The 13,496-nt window shown below is 54.2% G+C and carries 13 protein-coding genes; all 13 read right to left on the bottom strand.

Going from position 1 to position 13,496, the window contains the following annotated elements; all coding sequences use genetic code 11:
• Nucleotides 1-26 precede the first annotated feature (26 nt).
• Complete coding sequence (locus tag ACI7RC_RS16170) at nt 27-1,580, bottom strand: amino acid permease (protein WP_408109262.1); 1,554 nt, start codon at nt 1,578-1,580, stop codon at nt 27-29.
• A gap of 12 nt (nt 1,581-1,592) precedes the next feature.
• On the bottom strand, nt 1,593-1,742 hold the full coding sequence (locus tag ACI7RC_RS16175) for a hypothetical protein (RefSeq protein ID WP_408109263.1): 150 nt from the start codon (nt 1,740-1,742) through the stop codon (nt 1,593-1,595).
• Nucleotides 1,743-1,905: 163 nt separating this feature from the next.
• Nucleotides 1,906-2,961: an extracellular solute-binding protein gene (locus ACI7RC_RS16180; RefSeq protein ID WP_408109303.1), complete on the bottom strand. Its 1,056-nt coding sequence runs from the start codon at nt 2,959-2,961 to the stop codon at nt 1,906-1,908.
• A 238-nt stretch (nt 2,962-3,199) separates the two neighbouring features.
• Nucleotides 3,200-4,156 carry a 2-hydroxyacid dehydrogenase gene (locus tag ACI7RC_RS16185; RefSeq protein ID WP_408109264.1) on the bottom strand — a complete coding sequence of 319 codons (957 nt, stop codon included), beginning with the start codon at nt 4,154-4,156 and terminating at the stop codon, nt 3,200-3,202.
• Between the two features lie 12 nt (nt 4,157-4,168).
• Complete coding sequence (locus ACI7RC_RS16190) at nt 4,169-5,593, bottom strand: NAD-dependent succinate-semialdehyde dehydrogenase (RefSeq protein WP_408109265.1); 1,425 nt, start codon at nt 5,591-5,593, stop codon at nt 4,169-4,171.
• A 17-nt stretch (nt 5,594-5,610) separates the two neighbouring features.
• A complete protein-coding gene (locus tag ACI7RC_RS16195; protein ID WP_408109266.1) occupies nt 5,611-6,381 on the bottom strand; it encodes an ABC transporter permease in 771 nt (256 codons plus the stop codon).
• Complete coding sequence (locus ACI7RC_RS16200) at nt 6,381-7,280, bottom strand: ABC transporter permease (protein ID WP_408109267.1); 900 nt, start codon at nt 7,278-7,280, stop codon at nt 6,381-6,383. Before ACI7RC_RS16200 ends, ACI7RC_RS16195 begins: the two co-directional genes overlap by 1 nt.
• An 87-nt stretch (nt 7,281-7,367) precedes the next feature.
• Complete coding sequence (locus ACI7RC_RS16205; protein WP_408109268.1) at nt 7,368-8,438, bottom strand: polyamine ABC transporter substrate-binding protein; 1,071 nt, start codon at nt 8,436-8,438, stop codon at nt 7,368-7,370.
• A gap of 54 nt (nt 8,439-8,492) precedes the next feature.
• Nucleotides 8,493-9,476: an ABC transporter ATP-binding protein gene (locus tag ACI7RC_RS16210; RefSeq protein WP_408109269.1), complete on the bottom strand. Its 984-nt coding sequence runs from the start codon at nt 9,474-9,476 to the stop codon at nt 8,493-8,495.
• A gap of 96 nt (nt 9,477-9,572) precedes the next feature.
• Nucleotides 9,573-10,340 carry a (Fe-S)-binding protein gene (locus ACI7RC_RS16215; RefSeq protein ID WP_408109270.1) on the bottom strand — a complete coding sequence of 256 codons (768 nt, stop codon included), beginning with the start codon at nt 10,338-10,340 and terminating at the stop codon, nt 9,573-9,575.
• A 5-nt stretch (nt 10,341-10,345) separates the two neighbouring features.
• Nucleotides 10,346-11,617: a respiratory nitrate reductase subunit gamma gene (locus ACI7RC_RS16220; protein ID WP_408109271.1), complete on the bottom strand. Its 1,272-nt coding sequence runs from the start codon at nt 11,615-11,617 to the stop codon at nt 10,346-10,348.
• A 3-nt stretch (nt 11,618-11,620) separates the two neighbouring features.
• Nucleotides 11,621-12,451 (bottom strand): hypothetical protein, encoded by an 831-nt coding sequence (locus ACI7RC_RS16225; protein WP_408109272.1) that lies wholly within the window; start codon nt 12,449-12,451, stop codon nt 11,621-11,623.
• Nucleotides 12,444-13,466, bottom strand: coding sequence for an electron transfer flavoprotein subunit alpha/FixB family protein (locus ACI7RC_RS16230; RefSeq protein ID WP_408109273.1), 1,023 nt, complete (start codon nt 13,464-13,466; stop codon nt 12,444-12,446). The genes ACI7RC_RS16225 and ACI7RC_RS16230 overlap by 8 nt, the downstream gene beginning before the upstream one ends.
• Nucleotides 13,467-13,496 lie beyond the last annotated feature (30 nt).

Below are 13,496 nucleotides of genomic sequence, written 5' to 3' on the forward strand. Positions count from 1 at the left end.
CGGTTCAGACAGCGTGAACCGGGCTGTTACAATGAGTGGGTATGGTCCTGCCCGGAATATCTTTCCTCCTTTTTCAGGATATCTTCTATAGAGGTGTTCAGCGCTGCTTCCGGGCCTTCAAAGTTGTTTTTGTAGTAGGCAAAATCCATGATCAGCAGGATCACGAACATGGCGGCCAAAGCGTAGGCTGCGTTTTCGTTTGGCGGAATGATCATCATGATCGAGATAAAGACGATCCAGATCAGGCTGAGCACATTGATCGGCTTGCTCCACCTGCCCAGGTTCCACGGCCCGAGGTGTTTGGCCTGGAATGTTCCCTTCGCTTCGGCCCGCAGCTTCAAGTAAATCGGAATGCCGTAGGCGACGTACAGTCCGACCACGCTGACAGCCGTCAGGAAGGCGATCGTGGTATAGGCGGTGTTCGGATTAACTGTCTTGATGATGTAGTCGACCAATGCCAGCGCAAAAGACAGAATCACTACCAGCCAGATCGCTTTTGCCGGAGTGCGGTATTTTTTCGAGATCTCTGCCCACTGACGGCTCCAGGGCATGCCCTTGTCGCGGGAGAACGCGTACATCATCCGGGAAAACGAAGTGATCGAGGACAGCCCGCAGAACCACATGGCAAACGTCACCAGCCAGAGTACGACCCCGCCGAACGTCCCGCCCAGCGCCTGGGTGATAATGTAGATGTAGGCGTTGTCAGATGCAGCGGCAGCGGCTGCGTCCTTGATCGACAGCGTCACCACGGACAGCATGAGGAACCCGAAGATGAACGAAAAGGCCACTGAGCTGAAAATTCCCCAGGGAGCCCGCACCCGCGGATGGACGGTTTCTTCGATCGTGTGGGCCGAAGCATCGTACCCGGTGTACGTCCACTGTGCCTGCAAGAGTCCGATCAGAAAAGCGATCATGTACGGTTTATCGGAAAACGTCTGCCCGACCTGGAACAGGTACTCCACCGGCTGCAAGCTGTCCTTGGTGAAGAAAGCCAGGCTGATCACAAGGATCACGACCACGCCGATGTGATACCAGGCGGAGAAATCGTTGAGCCTGGCGACCACGCGAATCCCGATGTGATTGAGAATCCCGTGGAGCAGCAGCGTGACGGCGAATACGATCAGGGTGGTCGTATCAGTCGAGGTGTACCCGAACGACCCGGCCAGCAGCGGATCGGCGAACAGCGCAAACGAATAATCGATCCCCGCCACGATTCCGACCTGTCCGATCAGGTTGATCCACGCCGTGTACCAGCCCCAGCGCTTGTTGGCGAGAATCGCCGCCCAGTGGTACAGCGCCCCGGCCGTGGGGATCGCCGACGTCAACTCCGCCATCGAAGCGGCGATCAGCAGGACAAAAAACGAAACGATCGGCCACCCCAGCCCCATCATCCCCGATCCGCCGTAGTACAGACCGTGGGTGTACAGCGAAACAGCACCCGTTAAAATAGATATAATCGAAAACGAGATCGCAAAGTTGGAAAACCCGCCCATATCGCGCAGCAGCTCCTGCGCGTAGCCAAATTGATTCAGGTACTTTTTATCTTCCTGCAGTTGTCTTTGTTTGTTTTGATGGTCCATGATCTTTCCCCCCTAAGGCAGATTAGACTTCTTCGCCTTGTGACCGATAAAGCTCTCATGGCTGCGCTCATCAAAATTTCGCACGGATTGGTTCGCCTTGTAACCGATCGCAACAGCTGCCGCCAACACGAGAAGCAGGAGAAAAATCCCAAGAATCATCATGTGCGCCACCTCCCTTTTTCCTAATGTACTCTCTTTAAATTGTAAAATTCCGAATATTTCATCTTTATATATTCTCTCACATATTTTGCCGGCTTGTAAAGATTTCCTCGTAGAATCAGAGAGACGAAAAACGGCCGGAGCGCAGCGTCCCCGGCCATTCAGGCTATTTTTTCCCTTTTCCTTTGATGTTTTCGTCCCAGTACTGCATCCAATCTTTTTCTTTCTCCGCCATGACGTTCCAATCGAGGTCAAGCGACTTCAGCTCGATGTCTTTCATCCAATCCGGCAAGCTGTCTTTGTTGATGTCCGTGCGGGTCGGGATCTGGTACCTCTCTTTCGCCAGCTTTAACGCCACTTCATCGCTGAACAGATGCTCGTAGAATTTCTTGGCCGCATCCATATTTTTGGCGCCTTTGACGATGCCGACGCCGTCGACGAGAATCGGAGCGCCGCTGGCCGGATAGATGAAGTCAAAAGGATGGTTGTTCTGCTTGCTCTGCAGCAGCACGTCCTGCAGATTCCACAGGGAGATCGCGCCTTCCTGGCGATCCAGCTTCAGGTACAGGTTGGTCGGGTCCTGGGTGTATTCTTTGGTGTTGGCGTCAAGTTTTTTCAGCCACTCGTAGCCTTTTTCCGGCGTGTCCGCCCCTTGGCGGTAGATCATCGCGGAGTAGATCGTCCGCATCGTCCCTGAAGCCAGCACGCCGCGAATCACGATCTTGTCCTTGTATTTAGGATCCAGCAGGTCGTCCCAATCTTTCGGCGCATCCTCTTTCTTGATCGCCTCCGGATTGTACATGATGACCTCCGGCAAAAGCATTTCGCCGTACCAGTAATCGCCAGGATCTTTGTAGTCTGCCGGCACCTTGTCGGCGAAACTGGGTTTATAGCTCTCCAACAAGCCCTCATTTACGGCAGCGCTGAACGCCGACTGGGTCCCGCCCCACCAAAAATCGGCCTGCGGGTTGGCCTTCTCGGCGCGAATCCGCTCCAGGATCTGCTGCGCCCCCATCGTGTAAAACTCGACGTCGATATCGGGATACTTCTCTTGAAACGAGGGCTGAACAATTTCAAAAATATTTTTGTCCCGTGCCGTGTAAATGACCAGTTTTTGCTTCTCGGGCGGTTTTGGCGCTTCTGTCTTCGGCTGTTCGTTCTGCGGAGCCGGAGCGTTGCCGTCTGCCGGCTTTGCCTCCTGTCCCGCTCCGCAGGCGGTCATGAAGGCCAGCAGAGAGCTGACACTAATAGCACCAAGCCATCTCCTTACTGACGTACGGAATCCCTTTTTCACGAATATCCCCCCTGATTCCTATGAACTGCCTAGAATGCTCTAAATATATGTACGATTCATTGCCGCATTCCATAATTCGCCAAATTCCTTAGGATTCCTCCCCGCAAAAAAGAGGACGCCCCTTTTTCGCATCAGGGTCGTCCTCTCCCGTCTTTGCTCATATGGTTCAAACATCTACAACGTTTTGCGGTGATCCGGTAAAGAATTGGACAAGGTTATCCACGCATAATTCCAAGATCTTATTCACAGCGTCAGGGGTATTAAAGCCAACGTGAGGCGAAAGCACCACATTTGGCAAGGACAACAAGGGGTTATCCTTCGATACCGGTTCTTCGTCGAAAACGTCGATGCCTGCCCCGGCCAGCCTGCCTGAAGCGAGGGCCCGAGCCAGGGACGGCGTATCGACCAGCTCTGAGCGCGCCGTATTGATCAGGATCGCTCCTTGTTTTGCCAAAGACAATTCTTTCTCGCCTATCAGCGACCTGGTCTGTTCCGTATACGCGATGTGCAGCGAGATGTAATCGGAACTCCCGAGCAGTTCCTCCAGACTGACAAACGTCACACCCGCTCTCTTCGCCCGCTCCAGACTCGGGTGGAGAGTCCAGCAGATAACGTTCATCCCGAACGCTTTGCTAAGCTCGGCCACTCTTTGACCGATCCCTCCCAACCCAATTAACCCGATCGTCTTGCCCCGCAGCCCAAGACTGGGGATAGACGGATCCCATACGCCCCGCTGCAGGTTTTGGTGATGGCGGGCAATTTGTTTTGCGACTGCAAGCATCAGGGCCAGTGTATGTTCACTGACTGCGTCGTCGGCATAACCGGGCGTGTTGGTTACCGCAATGCCGCATTGCCGGGCAAACCCGACGTCGACAAAATTTTTGACCCCGATTCCGGCGTAGGCAATCACCTTCAGGTTCGTGCAGGCGCTCATGATTTGATTGGGCAAATACCAGCCCAGCAGCACGCCGTCTGCTTCTTTTACTCTGGAAAGAAACTCCGCGTCGTCTTTTGGCCTTCCTTCGTATACGCGAAATTCAGCAACTGCGTTCAGCCTGGAGACCAGCTCGTCTGTGATCAAAGACTTTATTTGCGGATCGGCATCCGGGTAGACGATTAACATGCCAGCCCCTCCCTACAGTCGGATTTGCACCGAGGTCAGCTTCACGTCAAGGTAATCCTCCACGCCTTCACAGCCGCCCTCTCTGCCCAAACCGCTTTCCTTCACGCCACCAAACGGAGCCTGGACGGAAAAGGGGGCAGGGTCATTGACGCCGACCATGCCGTAATCCAGTTTCTCGGAGACACGGTACATCCGCGATAAATCGTTGGTGTAAAAATACGAAGCCAGCCCGTATTCCGTATCGTTCGCCCGGCGGATCACTTCCTCTTCGGAGAAGAAGCGGATTAACGGGGCAACAGGTCCGAACGTCTCTTCGTGAGCGATCTTCATTCCTTCCTTGACATCGCCCAAGAGGGTAGGGCAATAGAAGAAGCCCTTGTCGTACTGCCCGCCAGTCAGCCTTGTACCGCCGTAGAGGACCGCCGCCCCTTTGGCAATGGCATCCTCCACTTGGTCGTGCACCTTGTCGATCGCATCCTGATTGATCAGCGGGCCGATCTGATTGGCTTCATCCAGCCCGTCTCCGATGCTCATTGCCGAGACCTTTTCCTGCAGACGTTTGGCAAATTCTTCGTAAATCTCGTGGTGAACGTATATCCGGTTCGCACAGACACACTGCTGTCCGGCTGAGGCAAATTTGCTCTGAACCGCCCCGGTGACGGCAAGATCGAGGTCGGCGTCTTCAAAAACGATGAATGGCGCGTGTCCGCCCAGTTCCATCGAGACCCGCTTGACGGTATCGGCCGATTGGCGAATCAGCACCTTTCCCACTTCCGTAGAGCCGGTAAACGATATTTTACGGACATCCCTGCTCTCCATCAGCGCATTGGCGATCGGGCCGGACGAACCGATCACCAGGTTGGCGACTCCATTGGGCAGGCCGATTTCATCAAAGATTTTGAACAGCTCCACGGCGGATAGCGGCGCTTCCTTTGAAGGCTTAAGGACGACTGTGCAGCCTACCGCGAGAGCAGGCGCCAGTTTTCTTGCGATCATCGACAAGGGAAAATTCCATGGTGTGATGGCGCTGACAACACCCACCGGCTGCCGGTTTACCATGATGCGTTTGTTGGCGGCAGAGGCAGGGACGGACCTGCCGTACAGTCTGCGCGCTTCTTCTGCAAACCATTGGAAAAACGCGATCGTGCTGCCTACTTCGTAGCGGGCATTGTGAATCGATTTTCCCATTTCTCTGGTGATCAGACGGGCTAGTTTATCGCGATCTTGTTCCAGTTTGGCTACGATTCTGTGCAGGTAAGCGACCCGTTCATCTACTGCCAAGCCTGACCATGCGGGAAAAGCTTCCTTTGCCGACGCAATCGCCCGCTTCGTCTCCTCCCTCCCCGACATGCTGACCTGACCCACTACCTCCCCAGTGGCAGGGTTGATCACGTCCAGCGTCTCGTCTGTTCTAATCCATGCTCCATTGATATACATGCTTTTTCCACTCCTTCCTACAACTTCTGTTCTCTTTGGCTCATCAGTCCTTGCACGCCAAACAGCGCTACCGTCGCGACGATCAACAAGGTAGATACCGCGGCGATTGTCGGATCGACCTGTGTCCGCATGCTTTCCCACATCGCGACCGGCAGTGTTTTCGCCTTTGCGCCGGCGATAAACATGCTGACTACCACCTCATCCAGCGAGGTAATAAAAGCGAACAAGCCACTGGCAAAAACGGCCGTGCGAATGATCGGCAGCGTCACTCTTAAAAAGGCTCCCACAGGCGATGAGCCAAGGCTTTGCGCCGCCAATTCCAGGTTTTCGTCCACTCCTCTCAGCCTGGCGCTGACGGTGACAAACACGATCGGGATCGCCAATACGGAGTGGGCCAACACCAGCCCCGAGATGGAATTGGTCAGGCTGTAGTTGGAAAACGAGTAGTACATCGCAATCGCGACGACGATAACCGGGATGATCATCGGTGCGATCATCAGATTGACAAAGATCTTCTTGCCTGGGAAATTCAATCGGCTGACGGCAAGCGCCCCCATCGTCCCCAGAAGGGTGGCGACAACCGCCGTACAGCAAGCGACGAGCAGGCTGCGGCCAAGGCTCTCTACCCATGTGCTGTTGTCCAAAAACTTCTGATACCACTTCAGCGAATAGTCCGGAGGCGGAAAGTGAAAAGCGACTTCGGAACTGAACGACAGCGGCATCATGACTAGAATGGGAGAGATCATCAGGAAGAGAATCACGCCGACAACGACTCTCAGCCACATCATCACACACCCTCTTTCAGCATTGGCGATAATCGGGATACCCAGTAAGCAATGGCCAGGATCACCAGCGTGGTCACCAATAATACAAGCGCTAGCGCGGCGGCCAGGTTCCAGTTTAACGTGACCTCAATATTTTCCTGAATGAGCTTGGCGATCATCATATTGCTTTGTCCGCCTAACAAGGCAGGCGTGATATAGTAGCCTAAACCCATGACGAAAACGATCAGCGACCCTGAGATCACGCCTGGCAGTGAAAGCGGCAAAAAAACCTGGCAAAATGCCTTTGCGGGCTTGGCGCCCATGCCTTGCGCCGCCTGAATCAGCCTTTTGTCAATTCCCTCCATGACGGAATACAGGCTGAGAATCATGTACGGAAGCAGGATGTGGGTCATTCCGATCACCACGCCTGTCGTATTGTAGAGCAGCTTGACCGGCTGTTCGATGATGCCCATATTCATCAATAGACTGTTGATGATCCCTTGATCCTGCAAGATAATCGTCCAGGTAAACGTGCGGACAAGCAGGCTGATCCACAGCGTGATCATGACTGTGCTCATGACGGTCTGCTTCCATCTTGGCGATTCAAGGAACACCAGCAGGTAGGCGACCGGGTAACCGAAGACCAGCGTAAAGACTGTGACCAGAAACGCCGTCTTGACCGTCGTCCAGAGAACCTTCAGATAGAGCGTGCCGGTAAAAATCCGCTCCATGTACCCCCAGGTAAATCCGCTTTGATCGAAGACACTCAGCTTTAGCAGGCTGAGCAGGGAGAGGTACAGCAGAAACGTGACATAGAGAAGCGGTATGATCAACAGCATCCATTTCAGCCCCGGTATTTTGACGAGAGCGTTCGCGCTGGGCACCTTGTGAAGCGTCTGGACCTCAAGTTGTGTATCGTGCATGTGAATGCCTCCTCCCCGCAAGGCAGACGGCGTGTCAGGTGTGTCAGGCACATCGTCTGCGACCTGCGGAACTTGATCGTTGTCTCCTTACTGCAAGAGCCAGGCGTTAAACTGGTCATTAATGGCATCAAAGTTTTTGGCCCAATACTCCATGTCGACAATGACTTGGTTTGCCAAGCCCTCCGTAGTGACACCCAGCCGCTTCTTGACATCTTCCGGCATCAGCTCGAGCGCTTTCCTGTTGGCCGGGCCGTAATCAGTATGTTCTGAAAGCTCTGCCTGCACTTTTGGATCCAGTGTGAAGGCGATGAATTTTTGCGCCAATTCCTTGTTGGGCGCCCCCTTGGGGATAATCCATGAGGTGCTCATCAGCATGGATTGGTTAAACTCGTTGTCAATCTTGGAACCCTTTGTTTTTGCCATTGACACCCGCCCGTTCCACGCAGTGGACAGATGCGTCTCCTTCGTCGCCAGCAATTGGGTCGACTGGGCTCCCGTTTCCCACCACACTTTGATGTCTCCCTTGATTTTGTCCAAACTCTTCAAGGCGCGGTCTACATCAAGCGGGTACATCTTGTCCGGGGCGACTCCGTCTGCCATCAAGGCTGCCTCCAGCGTTCCCGTAGGGCTCTTGTAAAACCCGCGCGGTCCGGGAAACTTCGCGGTATCCCAGAATTCTGCCCAGGTTTTCGGGTGGTTGTCACCGCTGTAGACTTCGGCGTTATAAGCGATGTTCGTCGTGTAGGTAATGCACCCGACGTTATAGTCGCCAACCAGTTCCGGGATCACGTTCGTTTTGTCAATTACGCTGTAATCCAGTTTTTCCAGCAATCCTTCATTTCCCAGACGGATTCCGATATCGGTATCAATTTCGAGGACGTCCCATTCCACATTGTTGCTCTGAACCATCGCTTTTAATTTTCCGGCGTCAGACGGCGAAACGACAGTGATTTTGACGTTGTTTGCTTTCTCGAACGGTTCGTACAGATACTTTTTCGCCATCTCGGAAAAATCTCCGCCGTAATCGACGACAACCAGCTCCTTTGACCCCTGTTTGGATCCCGAAGCACCAGAGGTAGAACTCTCTTGTGCGCCGCACGCCGTAAGCGCGAGTGACAGCGCAACTATCCCCATGACTGATTTCACCTTTTTTCTCATCTTCTTCTCCTCCTCTTTGCTGGCCAAAATGGCAACGGACTGACTTGCTGACCTCTACTCGCAGGGGATCGTTGTCGCGCAGGCGTTGTCCCAACCGAGATGGATGTCTCTTCCTACCTCTATCAATGAATGCAGCTGATTGGGAGCTTTTATCGTCACCTCCTCGCCAAATGCTGTCCTCGTCTTCACCTTCAAGGCGTCACCCACGTATATTTTCTCGGCTACAGTTACTCTCAGGTTGTTGTCAAAGCCGCTCCTTTCCGTTGAGATATTGACATTCTCCGGGCGGAGCGCTACATAGACGTTTTCGCCCACCTGGTGATGTTGTTCCTCAGTGTAACAGACGAAGTCCTCAAACCCGGACAGTTTGACAACGGCCCGATTCTTTTCCCTGGCTGTGACATGTCCCTTAAACAAGTTGATCTCGCCGATAAATTCAGCGACAAACCGGTTCTTCGGCTTCTGGTAAATCGCCTCAGGCGAGTCGACCTGTTCAATCCTCCCTTTGTTCATGACACAGATCCGGTCAGACATCGTTAACGCTTCCATCTGATCGTGGGTGACACTGATCGTCGTCATGCCGATTTTTTTGTGGATTTGCTTGATTTCCAGCTGCATCTTCTCGCGCAAGTTCTTGTCCAAAGCCCCCAAAGGCTCGTCTAAGAGCAGCAGGGGCGGATTAAAGACGATGGCTCTGGCGAGTGCGACCCGCTGCTGCTGTCCTCCGCTCAGGCTGCCGGGATACCTGTCGGCAAATTCCTCCAGATGAACCATCTCCAGCATTTTGCGGACTTGCGAATCGACCTGTTGTTTTGTAAATTTTCTGATTTTTAGAGGGTAAGCAATGTTCTGAGCCACCGTCATATGGGGAAATAGGGCGTAGTTTTGAAACAGCATCCCGATATTTCGCTCGTACGGTTTTTTCCTGGTAATCTCCTGGCCGTTCAGGTGAATCTTGCCGGAGGTGAGTTGGTCAAAACCGGCTGTCAGTTTCAGCAGTGTGGTTTTCCCCGATCCAGAGGGGCCCAGGATCGTCAAGAACTCTCCTTCCCTCACCTCCAGATTTACGGAATCGACCGCTTTTACTTTCCTTGTAGTGTTTGGTCGCATTTTGAAAAATGAGATACATCTCTTTCATGTGTTTCCCTCCTTGCCGTGCCTTGGAATTCTTGCTTCGGCCCATTCGTTCACGACCTCGGCGATATCCCGTGCAGCCATGTTCGCCGCATTCGTCTGATTCAGCGAGCCGATCGCTTCCTCCATCATCACCAGACAGAACGGACAGGCCGTCATCGTCATCGAGGCACCCGTCTGCATTGCCTCTTCGGCACGGAGCGAATTGATCTTTTGGCCCCGCGGCGCCGTTTCAAACATCATTCCCCCGCCGGCACCGCAGCAAAATGACTGCTCCCGGCTGCGTTCCATCTCCGCGATGGTGTAACCGAGTGCGGCCAGGATGTCGCGGGGGGCGTCAAAAATACCGTTTTGCCGTCCCAGATAACACGGATCGTGATAGGTGGCGAGCTCCCGCTCCTGTTTTTTTGGCAGCCGCAGCCTGCCGTCCCGGATCAGGTTGGAAATGAAAGTGGTGTAATGCGTCACTTCAAAATCCCCTCCGAGCGCGGGATATTCGTTTTGGAACATGTTGAAGCAGTGCGGACAGGTAGTGACAATCGATTTGACGTTGTGTTGTTTCAACACCGCGATGTTGTGGAGAGCCAATTCCTGAAACATCGCCTCATCCCCCAGCCGCCTGGCCACATCACCTGTGCAGCGCTCTTTTGTGCCCAAGATGGCATAGTCGACACCCGCCTTTTTCATAATCTCGGCAAAGGCCCGAGCTATGCTCTGCAATCGCGAATCGTACGCTGCCGCGCAGCCGACCCAAAATAGAACTTCCATACCCGTTACGCCCCCTGTTTTTGCTTTTCGTCTTCGGTATCAAGCCGGGGAATTTGCAGGTCTTTGCTCCAGTCTGCCCGCTCGGACCAAGGTTTGCCCCAGATGTTGTACTGCTCTTCCAGTTTTAGCAGGGTGCTCTCCGCCTCCGTCTCCATGACCATGTTCTGGATCAATCCGCGGCGCATCGCCAGGATCAGGTCGATGTGGTTGATCGACACCGGACAAGCTTCCACACACGCCCCGCACGTCGTACAGGACTGCAGCTCAGCCGGTTGGATAAAGGAGCCGATCTCGCAGTTTGGCTGCATGTGGTCGCGTATTTTGGTAACGATCGATCGCGGCGACAGGGGCTTGCCGCTCAGATGTGCGGGACATTGGCTGTCGCATCGGCCGCATTCGGTACAGGCATCGGTGCCGAGTAACTGCCAATTGGTAAAATCGGAAATCTTATGCACCCCTCTCGCTTTCGCCGGGTTGGACCATTCGTCCGGCGACTGCTCATCCAAATGGTAGGGCAAGGAGATCTTGCCCGTTCGCTTGACAGGCTGGAACAGGATATGGATCGGGGCAGTTAAAAAATGGAATAACTTGGTATACGGAATAATGGCTAGCAAAAGTAACGAAAAAACGGCGTGACTCATCCACCAGATCGGATAGGATTCGGCGGCAAACAGCGGATTGCCGGCAAACAGCCTGGAGAGGGCGTACCCCACAGGAGACCAGATCGCGTAACTGCTTTGCGACAGGCTAATCCGGATACCCTCCAATACATAGCCGCCGAGGCCAATCACTGCCAGCAGCCACAAAAATGCTTGGTCCATCACAGTGTGCCGCAGCCTCGTCCGCCTTTTCCCCGCCCTGACACTCATTGCGATCACCAAGCCGGCGATAAACAGCAAGCCGAACACATCCAAAACCGCTTCGTAGACGAGGTAAAAATACCCCCGCAAGATCGGGATGCCCAGATCGTAATCGATAAAGACCAGACACGTGCCGATGAACAAAACGACAAAGCCGTAGCTGACAAATCGGTGCATCAGTCCGAATAGCTTGTCCCGCTTTATTTTCTTTTGCCGGGCCGCCATGTCCAAAAAGTACCTCAGGTTTGCTTTAACGTCATGCCAGCTGACTTTTTCCTTCTGTCCGCTTTGCCACAGACGGAAGCGCCGGTAAAAACCAAAGCCGAATACTCCCAGCGAAATCGCGGCAAAGCTGTACAATAAGACAACATACCCGGGGGAAATCAACCAAAATGTCTCCCGATGAATCGTCTCCAACGCTTATCCCCCCTTGAGCCACACCCGCAGCTTGGCAGCAATGGATTGAATATTTTGATCATCAATACCGTGTATCACCTTCTCCGCGGATGTCCGGCTTCTCCCCCCGGCCAATCCCATGATTTCCAGCAGCCGTTTTTCCGGCGGCAGCGCAGAAGAAGGAATGGCTCCATGACGAATGCTGGGCTGCGGTTCCGTCACTTTGATCACTTGTACCTTTGGCTTCTTGCCGGAAGCTGCTGCCGGTTCCTCCACGAAAACCGTGCCAGTTCTTTCCGCAGCGGCAAATCGGGGAATGTACCTTCTGCGCGAAATCGAACTCACGACCCCGATGATGGCCGGCAGCTCCAGTTCAAAAGTCTCCACACCTCCCCCTCCTGCCTTGCGCTGAACTTGCCACACGCGCTCGCTCATCGGTTGGATTTGCTGCACATGGGTCAGCAGAGGAAGCTGAAGTCTCTCTGCCAATGCAGCCGGGGTGATCCCGAGACAGATGTCCTCGCTGACCGATCCGCAGAGAATCAGCCCGACCTTCCAGTCCGTCAATTCTTCTGCCAAAAGGTCTGCCGCTTCATCGCCGTGCAGTCGGGACTTCGCATGTGTTTTTACGATGACCCGATCGAGCGGCAGTCTCGTCAGTTGGCGCAAATCAGGCCTGTCCCCTTCGCCTGCAAGGGACAACACCGTGATCCGGGCGCCGTATTTTTCTTTATATCCCACCGCCCACTGGAGAGCGTGCAGGTCAACCCGGCTCCACACCTGTCGGACGTATCCGAATCGCTGTTCTTTGTAGTCCCATTGAATGGCTGCCGGGTCCATCATTGGCTTAACCAATACGCAGATCTCCATGGCACTCTTCCCTTCGCCTTTCTGTTGAAACGGCCTCGACCAATTTCGGCAGCACCTCCTTAAGGTCTCCGACGACGCCTATATCACAGCGCTGAAATATCGGAGCGGAGGGATCGCTGTTGACGGCAATCACATGCTTCACGCCCTTAATCCCCTCCAGATGCTGAGAAGAACCGGAGATGCCGATCGCCACATAGATATCGGCATCGATCTGGCAGCCGCTGGAGCCGATCCTCTTTTCGCGGGGAATCAACCCCAGCTCATCCGCTACCTTGCTGCCCCCGATGGGAGCGTTCAGCAGATCCGCTAGCCGGATGACCTCGCCGATCGCTCCTGATCCGTAAACTCCCCGGCCAATTCCGATGACGCAGCGCGCTTCCGTCATGTTCATCTCTTGCCAAGTGACGCTCGCCTCCGATAGAAAGCGAACGCCGCTCCCCGTTCGAATCTGCAGTGGTACTTCCTGCACCAACGTTGGTATTTCCCGCTGCTTTTCGCCGTACAGGCAGGCTGGATCCAGAGTGATGAACCGGTCTTGATTGCCGTCACAGACAAGGTATTCATGGGCTTTTCCGCCGTAGATTTCACGCTTTGCAATCAATCTCTCCCCATCGCTATCAGGGAAGATCTCCATCGCATTGGTGATGATGGCGCCGTCGCAGCGGATAGATAACCGGACTGCCGCCTCCTGGTAGAGGGGAGTTGAGGCGAACAGGTAAATCCCCCTGGCCGTTTCCCGTTTTCGCATGACGCCTTGAAGCGCCTCCACATGGGACTCGGCAAGCTTCCACAGCTTTTCGTCCACCTGAACGTGGTACACCTCCTCCAAGGGCAGTGACTGATATTGGGCCGGTTTCAAACCGCAGTGGACCACAATGCCAATCAGTCGGGAGCGGCCGCGGGCCAGCTGCCTCGCTGCCTTCACCAAGCCCCAAGCCGCCTGCTCGGCCAATCCAGTCCCGCCCGCCACAGGCAGGCAACAGATGATATCCGGATGCATTTTACTCGCCTCGCTAACGAAGAGTGGACT

The organism is Brevibacillus sp. B_LB10_24, assembly GCF_046036945.1.
Classification (GTDB): Bacteria; Bacillota; Bacilli; order Brevibacillales; family Brevibacillaceae; genus Brevibacillus_C.